Origin of the sequence: Burkholderia ambifaria AMMD (assembly GCF_000203915.1) — a bacterium.
Classification (GTDB): domain Bacteria; phylum Pseudomonadota; class Gammaproteobacteria; order Burkholderiales; family Burkholderiaceae; genus Burkholderia; species Burkholderia ambifaria.
In genome coordinates this window covers 1649405-1667690 of the sequence record NC_008391.1, presented here as the reverse complement: position 1 = coordinate 1667690, position 18286 = coordinate 1649405, and the positions used below count along the sequence as shown (strand labels likewise).

Sequence of the window (18286 nt, the reverse complement as noted above, 5' to 3'; positions counted from 1 at the left end):
ACCATAGCCTCCGTGCCACTGAGAGGCGGCGCCGGACCCGCGACCACAACGCTCGGGCCGGACGCCGTGCACATTCACAACAAGGCAGTCCAGGGGAATCCAACAATGAAAAAACTCGCCGTCCGCGTCGCCTGCGTGGCGATGCTCGCATTCGCCGCGACCCGCGGCCACGCACAAACCGAAGCCGCGCAGGTCGAAATGAGGGCCGCCGCCGCGGCCGCCAACAAGGCCGTCGTCAGCGGGCCGGCCGATATCGACATCAAGCACGAAGCCGTGCTGAAGCTGAAAGCGGGCGAATCGTTCGTGCCGGCCGCCGAAGCCGGCCGCTACCTGCGCTCGATGGGCAACTCGATCGACGAATCGAAGCTGGTCGGGCTCGTGCTGCCGGAGGATCCGGACGCCGACTGGATCTCGGTCGTGTCGTTCGAGCCGAGCGGCTATATCCGCGACGATGACGCGAAGGACTGGAAACCCGACGAATTGCTGAAGAGCCTGCAGGCCGGCACCGAGGAGGGCAACCCGGCGCGCAAAGAGCGCGGCCTGCCGGAAACCGAGGTGGCCGGCTGGGCGAAGGCGCCGGCATACGACGCGGCCACGCACCGGCTCGTGTGGTCCGCGATCATCCGCGACAAGGGCGCGGCCGCGAACGCGGAGAACGACGGGGTGAACTACCGCACGCTCGTGCTCGGCCGCGACGGCTACCTGTCGCTGACGATGGCGTCGACGCTCGCCGATCTGCCGAAGTACAAGCCCTCGGCCGACGACCTGCTCGCGAACATCCGCTTCAACGACGGCAAGCGCTACGCCGATTTCAACAAGTCGACCGACCACGTCGCCGAGTACGGTCTCGCGGCGCTGATCGTCGGCGTCGGCGCGAAGAAGCTCGGCCTGCTCGCGCTGATCGGCGCGTTCGCGCTGAAGTTCTTCAAGGTCGGCGCGATCGCGCTGCTGGGGGGCGCGGCGGCGCTGAAGCGCTTCTTCGGCCGCAAGCCGAAGGCAGCCGCGGTACCGGTCATCGCCGAGGCGTCCGGCGTGCCGGAGACGGAGCGCAACGAATGACGAAACTGCTGCTGCTGATCTTCGGCGGCCTGAAGCTCGGCAAGGTGCTCATGTCCGCGGGCACGATGCTCGCGTCGATCGCGGTCTACGCGCTGTTCTACGGCTGGCGCTTCGCGGCCGGCTTCGTCGCGCTGCTGTTCGTGCACGAGGCCGGCCACTACCTGGCCGCGCAGCGGCGCGGTCTCGACGTCGGGCTGCCGACGTTCATTCCGTTCGTCGGCGCGTGGATCCAGTTGAAGGAGATGCCGCACGATGCCGAAACCGAGGCGTACGTCGGGCTGGCCGGGCCGTTCGTCGGCACGCTCGGCGCGCTGGCCTGCTACGCGGCCGCGCGCCACTACGACAGCAACCTGCTGCTCGCTGTGTCGTACACGGGCTTCTTCTTGAACCTGTTCAACATGATTCCGCTGTCGCCGTTCGACGGCGGGCGCATCACCGCGGTGCTGTCGCCGCGCATCTGGTTCGCGGGCGTGCCCGTGCTGATCGCACTGTTCGTGTACCGGCCGAGCCCGCTGCTGATCGTGATGGCGATCCTCGCGCTGCCGCAGCTCAAGCGCGCGTGGCGCTACGACCCGGCCGCGCCGGAGAACCGCGCGTACTACGCGACGTCGATCGAGACGAAGACGACCTACGCGCTCTGCTACATCGGCCTGGTCGCGTTTCTCGCGCTGATGACGTCCGGCGTGCACGACATGCTGCGCGTCGCGCATTCGGCGGCCTGACGCAAAAACGGCGGCCGTTTGCACGCGGCCGCCGTCATCATCCTTCCATTCCCGCCGAAGCTCACGCGTCGCGATGACGCAGCTCGACGCGCTTGATGTCCTTCACGATCACCAGATAGCTGAACACCGTGACGAGCGCGTTCAGCCCGACGAACACGAGCGCGCCGTTGAACGAGCCGCTCGCGCCGACCAGGTAGCCGATCGCGATCGGCGCGACGATGCCGGCCGTGTTGCCGAACATGTTGAACAGGCTGCCCGACAGGCCGATCGCTTCCTTGGGCGCGGTATCCGCGACGACGGCCCAGCCGAGCGAGCCGATTCCCTTGCCGAAGAACGACACGGCCATCAGCACGATCACCAGCACTTCGCTGTCGACGTAGTTGCAGCCGATGATGACCATCGACAGCAGCATCCCGCTGACGATCGGAATCTTGCGTGCGAGCGTCAGCGACACGCCGCGACGGATCAGCAGGTCCGACAGCATCCCGCCGAGCACACCGCCGAGGAACCCGCAGATCGCCGGCAGCGACGTCATGAAGCCGGCCTTCAGCAGCGACATCCCGCGCGCCTGCACGAGGTAGATCGGGAACCACGTGAGGAAGAAGTACGTGAGCACGTTCACGCAGTACTGGCCGAGATAGACGCCGAGCAGCATCCGGTTCGACAGCAGCTGGCGCACGTAGTACCAGCCGGCGACGCGGCTGCCTTCGGATGCCTTGGACGCCGCGCCGCTACCGTGCGCCGCGCTCGGCCGGGCCGTCGAGCGCACGAGGCCGCCGCCCTGCTCGATATGCTCGAGTTCCGCGCGGTTCACCGCCGGATGGTCGACCGGGTCCTTCATCACGCGCAGCCACAGGAACGCGAGCGCGATGCCGGCGAGGCCGAGCCACAGGTACACGTGGTGCCAGCCGTACGCATGCGTGAGCCACGCCATCAGCGGCGAGAACACCACCGCCGCGAAATACTGCGCGGCGTTGAAGATGGCCGACGCCGTGCCGCGCTCGGCGGTCGGGAACCAGCTCGCGACGACCTTCGCGTTCGCGGGAAACGCGGGCGCCTCGGCGATGCCGACCGCGAAGCGCATCACGAACAGCGCGGTCACCGCGAACGCGGCGCTGCCGCCGAGGCCGATCGTGCTTTGCAGCAGCGTGAACGCCGACCACAGGAAAATGCTCGCCGCATACACGCGGCGCGCGCCGAAGCGGTCGAGCAGCCAGCCGCTCGGCAACTGCGCGAGCACGTACGCCCAGCTGAACGCCGAGAAGATGTAGCCCATCGTCACCGGATCGATGCCGAAGGCCTTGCGGATCGGCGTGCCGGTGATCGACAGCGTCGCCCGGTCCGCATAGTTGAGCGTCGTGACGACGAACAGCATCGCCAGGATCCAGTAGCGCACAGCGGTCCGGCGCGCGCTGCCGGCGAGTTCGATCGGAAGATCGCGGGAGGTGGTCTGATTGTTGGGCACGTTAAGGTACGTCGTCGTATGACATGACCGCGAGTTTATGAGCAACGCCGCCACGCAGAAACCTCGGGTTTTCCCTTTGCCGGGTGACGCGAAAGGGTCAGAAAATCGTGCTTAGGCTGAATGGGTAAGGATTTGACGCACGCGGCCGCGCTGCCGACGCGCCGCGCAAATGTCGAAATGTCGTCGGCAGACATCATATCTGTTGAGCTACAATGAGCGAATCATTCCCGAACCACGGAGCACACCCCATGCAATTGACTGGAGAGATGCTGATCGGCGCCGACGCGGTGGCCGGCTCGGCCGGTACCTTGCACGCGTTCGACCCGTCGAAGGGCGCGCCGATCGATGCGCCGGCCTTCGGCGTCGCGACGCAGGCCGACGTCGAGCGCGCGTGCGAACTCGCGCGTGAGGCCTTCGACGTGTACCGCGCCCAGCCGCTCGCGGCCCGCGCGGCGTTTCTCGAAGCGATCGCCGACGAAATCGTCGCGCTCGGCGACGCGCTGATCGAACGCGCGCACGCCGAAACGGGCCTGCCCGTCGCGCGGCTGCAGGGCGAGCGCGGCCGCACCGTCGGCCAGCTCCGCTTGTTCGCGCGCGTCGTGCGCGACGGGCGCTTCCTCGCAGCGTCGATCGATCCCGCGCAGCCCGAGCGCACGCCGCTGCCGCGTTCGGACCTGCGGCTGCAGAAGGTCGGGCTTGGGCCGGTCGTCGTGTTCGGCGCGAGCAACTTCCCGCTCGCGTTCTCCGTGGCCGGCGGCGATACCGCGTCGGCGCTGGCGGCCGGCTGCCCGGTGATCGTGAAGGCCCATGAGGCGCACCTCGGCACGTCCGAGCTGGTCGGTCGCGCGATCCGCGCGGCGGTGGCGAAGTGCGGGATGCCGGCCGGCGTGTTCTCGCTGATGATTGGCCCGGGCCGCGTGACCGGCGCGGCGCTCGTCAGTCATCCGGCGATCCAGGCCGTCGGCTTCACCGGGTCGCGGCAGGGCGGCATGGCGCTCGTGCAGCTCGCGAACGCGCGTCCGCAGCCGATTCCCGTCTATGCGGAAATGAGCAGCATCAACCCGGTCGTGCTGTTCCCGGCCGCGCTGGCCGCGCGCGGCGACGCGATCGCGACCGGCTTCGTCGATTCGCTGACGCTTGGCGTCGGCCAGTTCTGTACGAACCCGGGCCTCGTGCTGGCGATCGACGGTCCCGATCTCGACCGCTTCGAGTCGGTCGCCGCGCAGGCGCTCGCGAAGAAGCCGGCCGGCGTGATGCTGACGCGCGGCATCGCGGACGCGTATCGCAACGGTCGCGGCAAGCTGGCCGAACTGCCGGGCGTGCGTGAAATCGGCGCGGGCGAGACGGCGCAGACCGAATGCCAGGCAGGCGGCGCGGTGTACGAAGTCGCCGCGCAGGCGTTCCTGGCGGAGCCGGCATTCAGCCACGAGGTGTTCGGGCCGGCATCGCTGATCGTGCGCTGCCGCGATCTCGACGAAGTCGCGCACGTGCTCGACGCGCTGGAGGGCCAGCTGACGGCCACGCTGCAGATGGACGCCGACGACAAGCCGCTCGCGCGCCGCCTGCTGCCGATCCTCGAACGCAAGGCCGGGCGTCTGCTCGTCAACGGCTATCCGACCGGCGTCGAGGTGTGCGACGCGATGGTGCACGGCGGGCCGTTCCCGGCGACGTCGAATTCGTCCGTCACGTCGGTCGGCGCGACCGCGATCGAGCGTTTCCTGCGGCCCGTGTGCTACCAGGACTTCCCGGACGATCTGCTGCCCGAAGGGCTGCAGGAAAGCAATCCGCTCGCGATTCCGCGGCTGCGGGACGGCAAGGCGGAGTGAGGGGGCTGAACGTGACGGGCTGAAGGCCGCGTCCCGAGTGGGGCGCGATTCGGTACGTTGATGGATGGCGGCGGACGATGCCCACGGGCGCGTCCGCCGTTTTCATTTGTGGCGGAGTTTCGTGCCGCGGGTTGCGCGATCTGAAGTGTCGACAAGAATCATGCGGGCTCTGACGGCCGGCGTGGAACGGATTCAAGGTCGGGCTCGGTGCCGCCGAGGCGGGCAAGTCGTCGTGCGCTTTCGCGCGCGATCAAAGCGCGCAGCGCTTCTCTCACCAGAGCCGATTTTTCGGTGACGCCGGTCAATTGCTGCGCTTTGGCGAGCAGTGCGTCGTCGAGGGACAAGGTGGTGCGCATGAACTGCTCGCGAGTAAGTCGACGCGTCAATTGTCGCATCAGATGATGTGTTGCCGTGACGTGCCGGCCCCCACCTTCCGCGTTGCCTGAATTTCTCCTACAGTAGCGAGGCTGCGGGCCGTCCGGCCCGCTGGCGAGCCTGAGAGACCGACACAAGACCAATAAGGAGCCATCCGATGAACATCAGCAAGCGGGGCGACCACCTGTTCGCCGCCGGACTATGGAAGGCGATCGGCGACGTCGCGCATTCCGTGCGCAGCCGCATCGGCCAGTACAGCGAAGGGCGCGTGCTCGCGAATGCGCTGCTCGAATTCCAGCGCGACCTCGGCGGCAGCGAATTCGACGTGACCATCAACCAGGGGCGGCCAGTGACCGGCTCCGATGCGCATTCGCTCATGTTCGGCCTCGCCGTGCGCCGTTTCAGGCAGGACATGGAAGCGCTGGTGTTCGCGCTCGAGCAGCGCCGCGGCATCGACGAACGCGACCAGAACCTGCGTACCGACGCGCTGACGCAGGCCAACAACGCGCTGCTGACCGCGAAGCAGTCGGCGACGATCACGGTCGGCCGGTTCTTCGATGCGGTCGTCGACCGCGACGTGCTGGGGCAGATTCTCGGCGGCGAGTCGAACGCACGCGTGCGTTCGGGCGCGCAGGAACAGATCGAGACGACCCGGATCAAGCTCGGCAACGTGCGTCACCGGATCATCGGCGTCATCGCGCAGATGTGACGGCACGCACCGCGGCGGGATGCAGCGCGTTGCCGCCGCTGCAAACGACCGCGGCCGGCAAGAGCCGGCCGCGACGCAAAACTGACGACAGGCCGGCCGCGGTGCCCCCGAGAGCACCGCGCCGGCCGTCCCCGCTTACTGCGGGCCCATCTTCTTGATCAGCACGTCCAGTTCGGCGACTTCGGCGTCGTTCAGGTCGACGAGCGGCGCGCGCACCGGGCCCGCGTCGTGGCCGACGAGCTTCGCGCCCGCCTTCACGATGCTGACCGCGTAGCCCGCGCGACGGTTGCGGATCTGCAGGTACGGCAGGAAGAACTCGTCGATCAGGCGGCCGACCGTTGCGTGGTCGTCCTTCGCGATCGCTTCGTAGAATTCCATCGCCGTCTTCGGGATGAAGTTGAACACGGCCGACGAGTACACCGGCACGCCGAGTGCCTTGTACGCGGCTGCGTAGACTTCGGCCGTCGGCAGGCCGCCGAGGTACGCGAAGCGGTCGCCGAGGCGGCGGCGGATCGTGACCATGCTCTCGATTTCGCCGACGCCGTCCTTGAAGCCGATCAGGTTCGGGCAACGATCGGCGAGGCGCTCGAGCATGTCGGCGTTCAGCTTCGAATTCGCGCGGTTGTACACCACGACGCCGATCTTCAGCGCGCGGCACACCTGCTCGACGTGTTCGGCGATGCCTTCCTGGCTGGCTTCGGTCAGGTAGTGGGGCATCAGCAGCACGCCGCTCGCGCCGAGGCGCTCGGCTTCCTGCGCATATTCGATCGCGACACGCGTCGCGCCGCCGGCGCCGGCCAGGATCGGCACCTTGCCCTTGCAGGTTTCCGTCGCGACGCGAATCACGTCCGAATACTCGCGCTGCGTGAGCGAGAAGAATTCACCGGTGCCGCCGGCCGCGAACAGCGCGGTCGCGCCATACGGCGCCAGCCATTCCAGGCGCTCCGCATAGGTGGTCGGGCGGAAGCTGCCGTCCGCGTCGAAGTCCGTCAGCGGAAACGACAGCAGGCCGTGGGAGATGATTTGTTTGAGTTCTTGCGGTGAAGTCATGGTTGGGTCGTCCGTCTAGCGCGAGCGCAGCGCGAGTGCAGGTTTGTCGGGCACGGCATCCGAGCCGTATTGGCGATGTCGTTGTATGTCATCGTACAACGAGGGAAGAGGTGACGCAAGCGGTTTGCTGGCGGGCGAGGGTTAGGGTCTTTCCGGATAAGGGTTTACTCAGCATCCCGGTTCGTGTTGAATGTCGTATGATGACTAACGATTTGACCGGTAGCCTCCAGGAATTCCGATGACTGCTTCCCCTCTCTACATCCGCGTGCACCCGGACGACAACGTCGCGATCGTCGTCAACGACGGCGGCCTGCCCGAGGGCGCGACGTTCGCCGACGGCCTGACGCTGCGCGAAGGCGTGCCGCAAGGGCACAAGGTCGCGCTGGCCGACCTCGCGGCCGGCGAGCCGATCGTCCGCTACAACGTCGTGATCGGCTATGCGCTCACGGAGCTGCGCCGCGGCAGCTGGGTCAACGAGCGCACGATGCGCATGCCCGAGCCGCCGGGGCTCGACAACCTGCCGCTCGCCACGCGCGCCGCGCCGCCGCTGGCGCCGCTCGAAGGCTATACGTTCGAGGGCTTCCGCAATGCCGACGGCTCGGTCGGCACGCGCAACATCCTCGCGATCACGACGACCGTGCAGTGCGTATCCGGCGTCGTCGAGCATGCGGTGAAGCGGATCAAGGAAGAACTGCTGCCGCGTTACCCGAACGTCGACGACGTGGTCGGGCTCGAGCACACGTACGGCTGCGGCGTCGCGATCGATGCGCCCGACGCCGACATTCCGATCCGCACGCTGCGCAACATCAGCCTGAACCCGAACTTCGGCGGCGAGGTGATGACGGTGAGCCTCGGCTGCGAGAAGCTGCAGCCCGAGCGCCTGCTGCCGCCCGGCACGATTCCGCTGACGGCGGACGGCGCAACTGACAACGGCGGTGTGGTGTGCCTGCAGGACGCCGCGCACGTCGGCTTCCACTCGATGATCGACTCGATCATGAAGATGGCCGAATCGCACCTCGAGCGGCTGAACCGCCGTCGCCGCGAAACCTGTCCGGCGTCGGATCTCGTCGTCGGCGTACAGTGCGGCGGCAGCGACGCGTTCTCGGGGCTGACCGCGAACCCGGCGGTCGGTTTTGCGGCCGACCTGCTGGTGCGCGCCGGTGCGACGATCATGTTCTCGGAAGTGACCGAAGTGCGCGACGGTGTCGCGCAACTCACGTCGCGCGCCGCGAACGAGGACGTCGCCCGCGAGATCATCCGCGAGATGGACTGGTACGACCGTTACCTGGAGCGCGGCCGCGTCGACCGCAGCGCGAACACCACACCCGGCAACAAGAAGGGCGGCCTGTCGAACATCGTCGAGAAGGCGATGGGCTCGATCGTGAAGTCGGGCAGCGCGCCGATCGCCGGCGTCGTGCGTCCCGGCGATCGTGCCCGGCAAAAGGGGCTGCTGTACGCGGCGACGCCCGCGAGCGACTTCATCTGCGGCACGCTGCAGCTCGCGGCGGGGATGAACCTGCACATTTTCACGACGGGCCGCGGCACGCCGTACGGCCTCGCGCAGGTGCCGGTGATCAAGGTCGCGACGCGCAGCGATCTCGCGCGCCGCTGGCACGACCTGATGGATCTCGACGCGGGGCAGATCGCGACCGGCGCGGCGTCGATCGAGGACGTGGGCTGGGAGCTGTTCCGGCTGATGCTCGACGTCGCGAGCGGCAAGCGCCGCACGTGGGCCGAGCAATGGAAGCTCGCGAATGCGCTGACGCTGTTCAATCCGGCGCCGGTGACCTGAAGCACGGTCGCGACGGCAGACGATGCGGGCGCCTTCGGGCGCCCGTTTTCATTGCGGCGGCGGGTGCGCTACGCGTGGTCGTTCCGCAGGTCGAACAACGCATGCGCGTACTCGACGCGGCCGAAATGATGTTTCCACAGCCGCACGCCGAGTTCGCCGCTGCGATCGAGCGACGAACCGGCCGTGAGATCCGCGAGCAGCGTCGGGTGCAGGCCCGCGTCGAACAGCGCGAAGCCGGCCGCGAGCACGCACGTGTCGGTCTGGATGCCGCAGACGAGCACGCGTTCCGGCGCGAGCGCGCGCAAGTGCTCGACGGCTTCGACGGGCAGCCCGTAGCCGTGCTTGACGAACACGCGATCGGCGGCGATCAGGCTGTCGTCGTCGCGGGACGGTCGCCAGCCGAGCTGCCGCTCGAACGGCACGCGCGCTTCGTCGTGGCGCTCGACCGTCGCGACGCTCGGCAGGCGCCCGACGAGCGCGCGCACGCGGGTGACGAGCCATTCGGGCGGCGCGAACGTCGGCTGGATGTCGACGATCAGGAGGGCTTGCTGCATGGCGGATGACGTCCGGAGGTCCAGGCACGCCGATTCTAGCGTGTGCACCGGCGGCGCGATTTCCTTACCTCGAACGTAATCGACCGCCCGCGCGGGGCCGGCGACGATAGCGGCACGCGAACCCGACAGGTTCGCGGCGCTGTCCTCCCTTCATCCAGACCAGGAGCCTCGCATGAACACCGCCCAAACCGTCCAGTCCGCTCACGCCGACCTGATCGACCGTTATTTCGATGCATGGAACGAACCCGACGCCGTGCGGCGGCGCGCGCTGATCGATGCGACCTACGCGAGCGACGCGGCCTATCGCGATCCGCTGATGGCCGGCGACGGCCACGCGGGCATCGACACGATGATCGCGGCGGTGCAGGAACGCTTCCCCGCATTCCGTTTCCGCCGCACGACCGACGTCGACGGGTTCGGCCAGCACCTGCGCTTCTCGTGGGCGCTCGTGTCGCCCGACGGCGCGGCGGTCGTGAAGGGTTCGGATTTCGGCATCGTCGACGCGTCGGGCCGCCTGAAGTCGGTCACCGGTTTCATCGACGAAATGCCGGCCGCGGGGTCGTGACGCGAGCCGCGCATGCCCGGCGGCGCCCGGGATCGGGTAACGTTATGCGGTTCGTTCCTGATCCCGGAGACTAGCCGACATGCTGAAGAATCTCGATCCGCTGCTGCACGCCGACATCCTGCACGCGCTGCGCGCGATGGGCCACGGAGATGAAGTGGCGATCTGCGATGCGAATTTCCCGGCGGAATCCGTCGCCGAGCACACGGTGGTCGGCCGCGCGCTGCGCATCGACGGCGCCGATTCGGCGCGCGTCGCGCGCGCGGTGCTGTCCGTGCTGCCGCTCGACACGTTCGTCGACACGCCCGCATGGCGGATGGAAGTCGTCGGCGATCCGGCCGCGGTGCCGCCGGTGCAGCGCGAGGTGCAGGCCGAGATCGATCGTGCGGAAGGGCGCGCGGTGCCGCTCACGGGCATCGATCGTTTCGCGTTCTACGAGCGCGCGCAGCAGGCCTACGCGGTGATCGTCACCGGCGAGCTGCGCGGCTACGGCTGCTTTCTGTTCAAGAAAGGCGTGCTGCTGAGCGACGCGGCTTAGGGCCGGTTCCCTATATTTGCGGTACGGGCGAACGCCGTTTTTCGCGGCGCCGCCGGGCCCGCGTCGTCGCCGCAGTGTAAAGATTTGCTACAACCTTTTTCTTGGACACTGCGGAAAGACCCTCTATGCTGGCCCATTTGCCGCGGGCCCCGCAGGGCCACGCGGCCCCGAACCGCATGGGTGTGCCCCTTGCGGACGGCCGAATTGCATACGAGGAGAGAGGCATGACGCGTTCCGTCGATTCCGGCGTCATTTTTTTCGCGCGCCTGGCGCTGGCGGCGTTGTTCTTGTGGGGCGGCGTGATGAAGCTGCTCGGCTACAGCGATTTCATCGGCTATCTGCACGCGCTGAACGTGCCCTATCCGCAGGTGATGGGCCCGGTCGTCGTGACGATCGAAGCGCTCGGCGGCCTGTTGTTGATCGTCGGCTACAAGGTCAGGCCGCTCGCGTTGCTGCTGGCGTTCTATACGATCGCGACCGCGATGGTGGGACACAACTTCTGGGACGCGACCGACGCCGCGGTCCAGCATGATATGGTGATCCACTTCTGGAAGAACGTCGCGATCGCCGGTGGCTTCCTGCTGCTGTTCGTGACCGGCGCCGGCGGCGCGAGCATCGACGCGCTGCGCCGGCCGAGTTCGTCGTATGGCGCGCTGCGCTGATTTGAGCTGATCCGAGCTGAACCGGGCAACGCACGCACCACGCACGTCGTCGCACTGAAGCAAAACAGAAGGGCCGAATCCCGCACGCCGCGGGATTCGGCCCTTCGTTCATGGAGCCGGCGCGCCGACGTTCAGCGTGCGTCGTTCAGATCCGGCGCATCCTTCGAGAACTGCACGGCGATCGCGCCGAGCACGCAGATTGCCGCGACGTACACGACCGGCGCGAGCGGATTCGACTTCATCATCAGCGACACGATCACCGGCGTGAGGCCGCCGAAGATCGCATACGCGACGTTGTACGAGAACGAGATGCCCGAGAAGCGTACGACGGCCGGGAAGCTGCGGACCATCACGAACGGCACCGCGCCGATCGTGCCGACCGCGAAGCCGGCGATCCCGTAGTACAGCGGCAGCGTCGACGCGTCGGCCGCGACCTGCACGAACAGCAGGTAGTAGCACGCGGCCAGCACCAAGCCGCCGATGCCGAGCACGCGCTTCGCGCCGATCCAGCCCGCGAGCGAGCCGGCGGTGATGCAGCCGGCCGTCAGGCACAGCGTCGCGACGCTGTTCGCGAACAGGGTGGTCGCGGGCGTCAGGTGGAACTGCTTCTGCAGCAGCGCGGGCGTCATCAGGATCACGACGACGATCGCCGCCGACAGCATCCACGTGAGCAGCATCGACACGATCACCGCGCGGCCGTGGTCGCGCAGCACGGCCTTCAGCGGAATCTCGGCCGCGAGCGCCTTCTTCGCCTTCATTTCGGCGAACACCGGCGTCTCGTGCAGCCAGCGGCGCAGGTACACGGAGAACAGGCCGAACACGCCGCCGAGCAGGAACGGAATGCGCCACGCGAACGCGGTGACTTCGGCGCCCGAGTAACGGCTGTTGATGCCGGCGGCGACCAGCGAGCCGAGCAGGATGCCGGCCGTGAGGCCCGCGGTCAGCGTGCCGCACGCATAGCCGATGTGGCGCGACGGCACGTGCTCCGACACGAACACCCATGCGCCCGGCACTTCGCCGCCGACCGCCGCGCCTTGCAGCACGCGGAACAGCAGCAGCAACACCGGCGCGAGGATGCCGACCGATTCGTAAGTCGGCAGCAGGCCCATCAGCAGCGTCGGCACCGACATCATCAGCACGCTCAGCGTAAACATCCGCTTGCGGCCGAACAGGTCGCCGAAGTGCGCCATGATCACGCCGCCGAGCGGGCGCGCGAGATAGCCGGCCGCGAAGATGCCGAACGTCTGCAACTGGCGCAGCCAGTCGGGAATGTCGTGCGGGAAGAACAGCTGCCCGATCGCCGGCGCGAAGAACACGAAGATGATGAAGTCGTAGAACTCGAGGGCGCCGCCGAGTGCGGCAAGGCCAAGGGTTTTGTAGTCGCTGCGCGTGAGCGCGCGTTCGGCGGCGCGAGGCACGCCGCTCAATTCGGAAGCTTGCATGGTCAGGACGATCGGTTTTCGAATGTAGTTGTCGGTGCTGCGTCTCCAGGGCCCGCTATCGGCATGGACTGACAAGGCGCGGCTTGCATCGTCGAAGCGTGCCGGGTGCCGGATGGGGCACGAAACACACGGCGTCGCACCGGGATGGGGCGCGACGCGGACGAGGCGTCAAAGCGGGTGGGGGGATTCTACAGGAGCGCGAAATGCGCGGGCGCGGGGGCGCGCCGAGGGATGTTTCGGACTTCGTCGAGCCGAAACGCAAGCGGCGCGGCAGGCGGGGTGAACCGCTTGCCGCGCCGCGCGGGGCATGGGCCCCGCGATCAGTTGCCGGCGATCGTGTCGACCGGCTTGAACGCGCCGTGCTCGACCTTGTAGATCGTCACCGGCGCATCCTTCAGGTCGCCCTTCGCGTCGTACGCGATGCTCGGCGCCGACACGCCCTTGACCGACACCTTGCCGAGATACGGCGTATAGACCTTCGGGTCGGTCGAGTTCGCGTCCTTCATCGCGGTGAGCAGCGCGATCGTGCCGTCGTACGCGTAGGGCGAGTAGGTGATCACGTCTTCGTTGAAGCGTGCCTTGTAGCGCGATGCGTAGCCGGCGAAGCCCGGCATCTTTTCCTTCGGCAGCCCGCCCATGTAGACGATCGCGCCTTCGGCCGCTTCGCCGCCGACCTTCAGGAACGTCGGCGAGCGCGACATCTCGCCGGTCACGAATGCCGACTTCATGCCGAGCTGGCGCATCTTGCGGATCATCGGCGAAGACTGCGCGTCGCCGCCGCCGTAGAAGATCGCGTCGGGGTTGACGCCCTTCAGATTGGTCAGGATCGCGGAGAAGTCGAGCGCCTTGTCGTTCGTGAAGTCGCGCTTGACGATCGTGCCGCCCGCGGCCTGCACGGCCTTCGCGAATTCGTCGGCGATGCCCTGGCCGTAGGCCGTGCGGTCGTCGATGATCGCGATGCGCTTGAAGTGCAGCGACTTCACCGCATAGGTGCCGACGATGCGGCCGGCCTGCGCGTCGCTCGTCAGCAGCCGGTAGGTCGTCTTATAGCCGCGCGCCGTGTATTGCGGCGACGTCGCCATCGAGATCTGCGGCAGCCCCGCGCGATCGTACAGGTCGGACGCCGGAATGCTCGTGCCCGAGTTGAAGTGGCCGATGACCCCGCGGACATTGTCGTCGATCAGCCGCTGCGCGACGGTCGTGCCGGTGCGCGGGTCGGCCTGGTCGTCCTGCGAGTCGAGCTGGAACGTGACGGGCTTGCCGCCGATCGTCGGATGCGTTGCGTTGAAATCGGCGATCGCGAGTTGCACGCCCTTCTGCATGTCCGCGCCGTAGTTCGACTGCGGCCCCGTCAGCGGTGCGGCGAAACCGATCTTGACGACGTCGGCGGCGATGGCGTGTGCGCCCGACAGTGCGCAGGCAGCAGCCAGCGCGACGTGCGATACCTTCAGCTTCACTTTCACTTCCCCTTGATGGCGTGGTTGGGCCGCCGCCGGCCAGCGGGCCGGTGCGGTAAACCGGGCGAGACGTATCGGTTTGCACGCCTATGCGACGGCGGTGCGGCTCGCCGTGCGCCGCGCGGGTTGTGCCGGAATCGGCGTGCGCGGCGGCGGCGGGATGTCGTCTCGTAACCGTTGAGCGAAGTCTAGGTAGCGAAAATGCCCGCGTCTTGCGCGTTCGGTGCGCGGCCGGCGACGATTTCGGCATATCGTCGATAACCCTGATATATGCCGAAATCGTCATGAGGAGTGCGCAAACGCGCCAAGACGCGACACGCCGGCATTTCTAGGATGGCGGGTCGGGCGTGTGTGATCGCGACGTCGGCGGAGTGCGCTGGATGTTGCTGCCGGCGCCGGCCGACGCAAACGCGTCCCCGCCGGACACGCGAGCGGCGCAGTGGTTGTGTGCACAACCTCACGGCGCACGATGCGCCAACGTATGCGCTCGCTGAATCACCGCCGATCGGCGGCGCATTGCGCGGGCCACCGTTCGCCGAGCAGCCCGCGATCGCCAACACGCGTTCGAGAGGGCGCTCCTATAATCGACGCCATCAGCCACTCCCTTCGCAGATGCCGGGATGACGACCTTCCTTGCCGCACCGCCCATGAGCCTGTCCGATACGTTGCGCTACCAGCCCGACAACGCCGATCTCGGCGCGATGCTCGCGCACTTCCGCCTGCTCGAGCCGGTGTTCGACGCGCTGCCCGACGTCGCGTTCTTCGTGAAGGACGCGAACGGCCGCTACGCGCTCGTCAACCGCACGCTGGCCATGCGCTGCGGCTACAAGGACAAGCGCGACCTGCTCGGCAAGACGACCGACGAAGTGTTTCCGCGCCGCTTCGGCCGCACCTATTTCGAGCAGGACATGGCGACGATCACCGCCGGCCAGCAACTGATGGACCAGCTCGAGCTGCATCTGTATCCGGGCCGTCAGCCGGGCTGGTGCCTGACCTGCAAGGAGCCGCTGCGCGACGCGGCTGGCAAGGTGGTCGGCCTCGCGGGCATTTCGCGCGACCTGAAGGCGCAAGAGGGCTCGCATCCGGCCTACAGCAAGCTCGCCGACGTGGTCCAGCACATCCAGGATCACTACGTGCAGCCGCTGAACCTCAAGCAGCTCGCGCAGATGGCCGGGATGTCGGTCGCGCAGTTGGAGCGCTACTTCCACAAGGTGTTTCACCTGACGCCGCGCCAGGTGCTGCTGAAAACGCGACTCGACGCGGCCACGGCGCTGCTCGTCACGCACGACAAGGTGACGGACGTGGCGGCGCTATGCGGTTATACGGATCACAGCGCGTTCACGCGCCAGTTCAAGGCGACGGTCGGCGTGACGCCGACGGAATACCGGCTGATGCTGCAGGATCGGGCGGGGTGAAGCGACGCGCCGGCCGGGCCGGCGGTTCGGGATGATCGGGGTGAGGCGGGAACGGTGAGCGGGGAAAGCGTCGGCTCAGCGGTAGCCGAGCCCTTTCAGGACGGCAGTACCGTCTTCGGTCAGCCGGAAGCGCGGCGAGGTGTCGGCGTCGAGCTTGATCATCTCGACGAGGCCGGCTTCCTGCAGCGCGGGCAATTCGGGTTTGGCATTCGCGCCGATCGGCGCGTGCAGCAGCACGAGCAGCGTCGCGATTTCGTGATGGCTGAGCAAACGGCGCAGCATCGTCTTTTTTGCAGGGGGGGCGGGCTGGCGGCCCGCGGGTGCATCTACGGCGCTCATCGCTGTCCTCCTTTTTCGGGATATCCATCGGGTACTGGTTGCGGATGGTGCCGAGAAAGACTTAAGCGATTCTTAAAATTGCGGCGATCGCGCGGATGTTGCGGCGCGGCAAGCATTACCGGATGTAACTCGCACTGGCCGGTCGTGCCGGATGCGCAAGCGTCAACCTTGCCGGGCGGGGCGCTGCGCCGACATTCCCCACGATGGTGCGCCCGAGCGGCTGGCGCGACGGAGGCCCGTGGTTTCCCCTGCCGCGCCGACCCGGAACGAACTTCCCGTTGCTTCCTTATTTCCTGCGCTGGGCCTGCGCGGCGAGCCGCACGGCCGCGTTTGCCGCACCGTAGCCGTCGTAGCCGCCGCGCCGCTCGACGATCTCGAGCGAGAAGCGGTTGTCGACCAGTTCCGTATACGCATGCAGGAATTCGCCGCCGTTTTCGTCGCGGTCGTACAGCAGATGGTGGGCGCTCAGCGTGTCGATCAGCTCATCCGGCAGCGCGTAGCGCGCGGCGAGATCGTCGTAGTAGTTCGGCGGGATCCGCAGGAACGGCACGCCGTCGGCTGCAAACGCGGCGACCGTCTTCACGATGTCGTCGGTCCGGAACGCGACGTGGTTCAGCCCCGTGCCGTGATAGCGGTCCAGCGATTCGGCGACGGCCGTATGGCGGTCGACCGACGCATTCAGCGCGATCCGCACCGAGCCGTCCGCGCTGCGCACCGCCCGGCTGCGCATCAGGCCGTACGGGTCGGGGACGAGCCAGCTGCGCTCGGCTTCGAAGCCGAATGCAGTCTTGAAGAACAGGATCCACGTATCGAGCGCGTCCGCCGGCAGCGCGAGGCACACGTGATCGATGCCCGTCAGCGGCCCGACTTCGGTGGGGCCATCGATGTCGGTCAGCACGAAATCCGATTCATACAGCGTCGGCGCGTTCGGCGTCTCGTCGACGAAGTATTCGAGGCTGCCGTCCGGCGCCTGCACGCTCGGCAGCACGCGCTCATTCGGGCCGACGCGCCCGGAAAACGGCGCGTAGCCGAAGCCGGCCGCGCGTTCGAACGCTACCTTCGCATCGTCGACGCGAAACGCCGACGCACAGAGCGACAACCCATGCTGCTGGAAGAACGCATCGGCGAACGAGTCGCGCTCGGCGTTCAGCACGATCGATGCGGCGCCGTGCTGGAACAGCGTCACGTCCTTCGACCGATGGCGGCCCGCGAGCCGGAACCGCATCTTGCCGAGCCATGCGCCGACAGTGGCCGCCGCCTGCGCGTCGACCGCGAATTCGATGAACTGGAACCCGACGTGCGCGGGCGGCGCCGGCGGCGCGAACAGCGGCTGGTCGGCGGCCGGCGCGCGGCCGTCCTGTGCGAGCCGCGCGCGCGTCAGTTCTTCCAGATAGAGCAGCGAGCGGTGGCCGTCGGCGGCCGTGATCGCGGTCGGTGCGGCGCGGAAGCCGTCGTTGAAGATCTCGAGCGACAGCGGCCCCGTATAGCCGGACTCGATCACGCGAGCCGTGAAGCGGGCGAGGTCGAAGTCGCCCTGGCCGGGGAACGAGCGGAAGTGGCGGCTCCATTCGAGCACGTCCATCGCGAGCTTCGGCGCATCGGCGATCTGCACGAACGCGATCCGGTCGCCGGGAATGTCGGCGATCGCGTCCGGCGAATCGTCGAGCGACAGCGTATGGAAGCTGTCGAGCGCGAGGCCGAGGTGCGGGCTGTTCACCGCGTTCACCAGCTGCCACGCATGGCCGTACCGATTCACGACGCGGCCCCACGCGAGCGCCTCGTACGCGGCGACCACGCCAGCCTCCCGCGCGGCTTCGGCGAGCGCGCCGAGCTGGTCGACCAGCAGCGCGTCGTCCGCGATCGTGTCGGGCGACACGTTGCTGCACACCAGGATGCGGTCGGTGCCGAGCGCGTGCATCACGTCGAACTTGCGCCGGATGCGGTCGAGATTGCGGGCGAGCTGGGCCGGGCTCACGCCCTCGAAGTCGCGAAACGGCTGGAACAGCACGATGTCGAGGCCGAGATCGGCGGCCATGCGCCGCACGTCGGCGGGCGATCCGTCGAAGTAGACGAGGTCGTTCTCGAAAATTTCGACACCGTCGAAGCCGGCGGCCTGGACGGCGGCGAGCTTCTCGGCGAGGGTGCCGGACAGTGACACGGTGGCGATCGAGCGCTGCATGGGGCGAATCCTGCGGATGAGCGGGGTGGCGTCGGCCGATCGGACCCGAATGAACCAGTCGTTGAATTCACGACGGACGCCATATCCCGAATTTACTAGGGAAGTGAGAGGGATTATACAAACTAACTAGTTGGTACAAA

At 67.6% G+C, this 18286-nt stretch carries 17 protein-coding genes; 9 read left to right on the top strand and 8 right to left on the bottom strand.

The window, feature by feature from the left end; all coding sequences use genetic code 11:
* Positions 1-105: 105 nt before the first annotated feature.
* The gene (locus BAMB_RS23445; RefSeq protein ID WP_011659639.1) at positions 106-1059 is read left to right on the top strand and encodes a DUF2167 domain-containing protein; all 954 of its coding nucleotides are present in this window, start codon (positions 106-108) and stop codon (positions 1057-1059) included.
* On the top strand, positions 1056-1781 hold the full coding sequence (locus tag BAMB_RS23440; RefSeq protein ID WP_011659638.1) for a site-2 protease family protein: 726 nt from the start codon (positions 1056-1058) through the stop codon (positions 1779-1781). The genes BAMB_RS23445 and BAMB_RS23440 overlap by 4 nt, the downstream gene beginning before the upstream one ends.
* A gap of 61 nt (positions 1782-1842) precedes the next feature.
* Here the strand turns inward: BAMB_RS23440 and BAMB_RS23435 are convergent, their stop codons facing one another.
* A complete protein-coding gene (locus BAMB_RS23435) occupies positions 1843-3246 on the bottom strand; it encodes an MFS transporter (protein ID WP_041491536.1) in 1404 nt (467 codons plus the stop codon).
* A 248-nt stretch (positions 3247-3494) separates the two neighbouring features.
* Here BAMB_RS23435 and BAMB_RS23430 point away from each other — a divergent pair, with 248 nt between their 5' ends.
* A complete protein-coding gene (locus tag BAMB_RS23430) occupies positions 3495-5072 on the top strand; it encodes an aldehyde dehydrogenase (NADP(+)) (protein WP_011659636.1) in 1578 nt (525 codons plus the stop codon).
* Positions 5073-5230: 158 nt separating this feature from the next.
* On the opposite strand, the gene BAMB_RS34320 is transcribed toward BAMB_RS23430, so the two are convergent.
* Positions 5231-5428, bottom strand: a complete 198-nt coding sequence (locus tag BAMB_RS34320; protein WP_006752328.1) for a type II toxin-antitoxin system VapB family antitoxin — start codon at positions 5426-5428, stop codon at positions 5231-5233.
* Positions 5429-5604: 176 nt separating this feature from the next.
* Here BAMB_RS34320 and BAMB_RS23425 point away from each other — a divergent pair, with 176 nt between their 5' ends.
* Positions 5605-6156 carry a hypothetical protein gene (locus BAMB_RS23425; protein ID WP_011659634.1) on the top strand — a complete coding sequence of 184 codons (552 nt, stop codon included), beginning with the start codon at positions 5605-5607 and terminating at the stop codon, positions 6154-6156.
* A 135-nt stretch (positions 6157-6291) separates the two neighbouring features.
* Here the strand turns inward: BAMB_RS23425 and kdgD are convergent, their stop codons facing one another.
* Positions 6292-7206 (bottom strand): 5-dehydro-4-deoxyglucarate dehydratase, encoded by a 915-nt coding sequence (gene kdgD, locus BAMB_RS23420; RefSeq protein WP_006752326.1) that lies wholly within the window; start codon positions 7204-7206, stop codon positions 6292-6294.
* Between the two features lie 238 nt (positions 7207-7444).
* Between kdgD and garD the strand changes: the two genes are divergently transcribed.
* Entirely contained in the window at positions 7445-8998 is a 1554-nt protein-coding gene (gene garD / locus BAMB_RS23415; protein WP_011659633.1) for a galactarate dehydratase, read from the top strand.
* A gap of 68 nt (positions 8999-9066) precedes the next feature.
* On the opposite strand, the gene BAMB_RS23410 is transcribed toward garD, so the two are convergent.
* Complete coding sequence (locus tag BAMB_RS23410) at positions 9067-9552, bottom strand: cysteine hydrolase family protein (protein ID WP_011659632.1); 486 nt, start codon at positions 9550-9552, stop codon at positions 9067-9069.
* A gap of 172 nt (positions 9553-9724) precedes the next feature.
* Between BAMB_RS23410 and BAMB_RS23405 the strand changes: the two genes are divergently transcribed.
* The 3 genes from BAMB_RS23405 to BAMB_RS23395 all read left to right on the top strand — a co-directional run bounded on the left by BAMB_RS23405 (position 9725) and on the right by BAMB_RS23395 (position 11314).
* Positions 9725-10117 (top strand): nuclear transport factor 2 family protein, encoded by a 393-nt coding sequence (locus tag BAMB_RS23405; RefSeq protein ID WP_011659631.1) that lies wholly within the window; start codon positions 9725-9727, stop codon positions 10115-10117.
* A 79-nt stretch (positions 10118-10196) separates the two neighbouring features.
* Positions 10197-10652, top strand: coding sequence for an RbsD/FucU family protein (locus tag BAMB_RS23400; protein WP_011659630.1), 456 nt, complete (start codon positions 10197-10199; stop codon positions 10650-10652).
* Positions 10653-10876: 224 nt separating this feature from the next.
* Complete coding sequence (locus BAMB_RS23395) at positions 10877-11314, top strand: DoxX family protein (protein ID WP_011659629.1); 438 nt, start codon at positions 10877-10879, stop codon at positions 11312-11314.
* 131 nt (positions 11315-11445) lie between these two features.
* Here the strand turns inward: BAMB_RS23395 and BAMB_RS23390 are convergent, their stop codons facing one another.
* Positions 11446-12756: an MFS transporter gene (locus BAMB_RS23390; RefSeq protein WP_011659628.1), complete on the bottom strand. Its 1311-nt coding sequence runs from the start codon at positions 12754-12756 to the stop codon at positions 11446-11448.
* A 320-nt stretch (positions 12757-13076) separates the two neighbouring features.
* Complete coding sequence (locus tag BAMB_RS23385; RefSeq protein ID WP_011659627.1) at positions 13077-14213, bottom strand: branched-chain amino acid ABC transporter substrate-binding protein; 1137 nt, start codon at positions 14211-14213, stop codon at positions 13077-13079.
* Between the two features lie 620 nt (positions 14214-14833).
* Here BAMB_RS23385 and BAMB_RS23380 point away from each other — a divergent pair.
* Entirely contained in the window at positions 14834-15628 is a 795-nt protein-coding gene (locus BAMB_RS23380; protein WP_011659626.1) for an AraC family transcriptional regulator, read from the top strand.
* 75 nt (positions 15629-15703) lie between these two features.
* Here the strand turns inward: BAMB_RS23380 and BAMB_RS23375 are convergent, their stop codons facing one another.
* Both BAMB_RS23375 and BAMB_RS23370 read right to left on the bottom strand, forming a co-directional pair.
* Positions 15704-15967 carry a hypothetical protein gene (locus tag BAMB_RS23375; RefSeq protein ID WP_011659625.1) on the bottom strand — a complete coding sequence of 88 codons (264 nt, stop codon included), beginning with the start codon at positions 15965-15967 and terminating at the stop codon, positions 15704-15706.
* A gap of 286 nt (positions 15968-16253) precedes the next feature.
* Positions 16254-18146 (bottom strand): bifunctional sugar phosphate isomerase/epimerase/4-hydroxyphenylpyruvate dioxygenase family protein, encoded by a 1893-nt coding sequence (locus tag BAMB_RS23370; protein ID WP_011659624.1) that lies wholly within the window; start codon positions 18144-18146, stop codon positions 16254-16256.
* Positions 18147-18286 lie beyond the last annotated feature (140 nt).

Bases quoted from the DNA above. Each gene is read 5' to 3' on its own strand.
- BAMB_RS23440 (WP_011659638.1), top strand. From the start codon at position 1,056: ATGACGAAACTGCTGCTGCTGATCTTCGGCGGCCTGAAGCTCGGCAAG.
- BAMB_RS34320 (WP_006752328.1), bottom strand. From the start codon at position 5,428: ATGCGCACCACCTTGTCCCTCGACGACGCACTGCTCGCCAAAGCGCAG.
- BAMB_RS23370 (WP_011659624.1), bottom strand. From the start codon at position 18,146: ATGCAGCGCTCGATCGCCACCGTGTCACTGTCCGGCACCCTCGCCGAG.
- BAMB_RS23445 (WP_011659639.1), top strand. From the start codon at position 106: ATGAAAAAACTCGCCGTCCGCGTCGCCTGCGTGGCGATGCTCGCATTC.
- BAMB_RS23405 (WP_011659631.1), top strand. From the start codon at position 9,725: ATGAACACCGCCCAAACCGTCCAGTCCGCTCACGCCGACCTGATCGAC.
- kdgD (WP_006752326.1), bottom strand. From the start codon at position 7,206: ATGACTTCACCGCAAGAACTCAAACAAATCATCTCCCACGGCCTGCTG.
- BAMB_RS23380 (WP_011659626.1), top strand. From the start codon at position 14,834: ATGACGACCTTCCTTGCCGCACCGCCCATGAGCCTGTCCGATACGTTG.
- BAMB_RS23425 (WP_011659634.1), top strand. From the start codon at position 5,605: ATGAACATCAGCAAGCGGGGCGACCACCTGTTCGCCGCCGGACTATGG.
- BAMB_RS23390 (WP_011659628.1), bottom strand. From the start codon at position 12,756: ATGCAAGCTTCCGAATTGAGCGGCGTGCCTCGCGCCGCCGAACGCGCG.
- garD (WP_011659633.1), top strand. From the start codon at position 7,445: ATGACTGCTTCCCCTCTCTACATCCGCGTGCACCCGGACGACAACGTC.
- BAMB_RS23410 (WP_011659632.1), bottom strand. From the start codon at position 9,552: ATGCAGCAAGCCCTCCTGATCGTCGACATCCAGCCGACGTTCGCGCCG.
- BAMB_RS23375 (WP_011659625.1), bottom strand. From the start codon at position 15,967: ATGAGCGCCGTAGATGCACCCGCGGGCCGCCAGCCCGCCCCCCCTGCA.
- BAMB_RS23400 (WP_011659630.1), top strand. From the start codon at position 10,197: ATGCTGAAGAATCTCGATCCGCTGCTGCACGCCGACATCCTGCACGCG.
- BAMB_RS23395 (WP_011659629.1), top strand. From the start codon at position 10,877: ATGACGCGTTCCGTCGATTCCGGCGTCATTTTTTTCGCGCGCCTGGCG.
- BAMB_RS23430 (WP_011659636.1), top strand. From the start codon at position 3,495: ATGCAATTGACTGGAGAGATGCTGATCGGCGCCGACGCGGTGGCCGGC.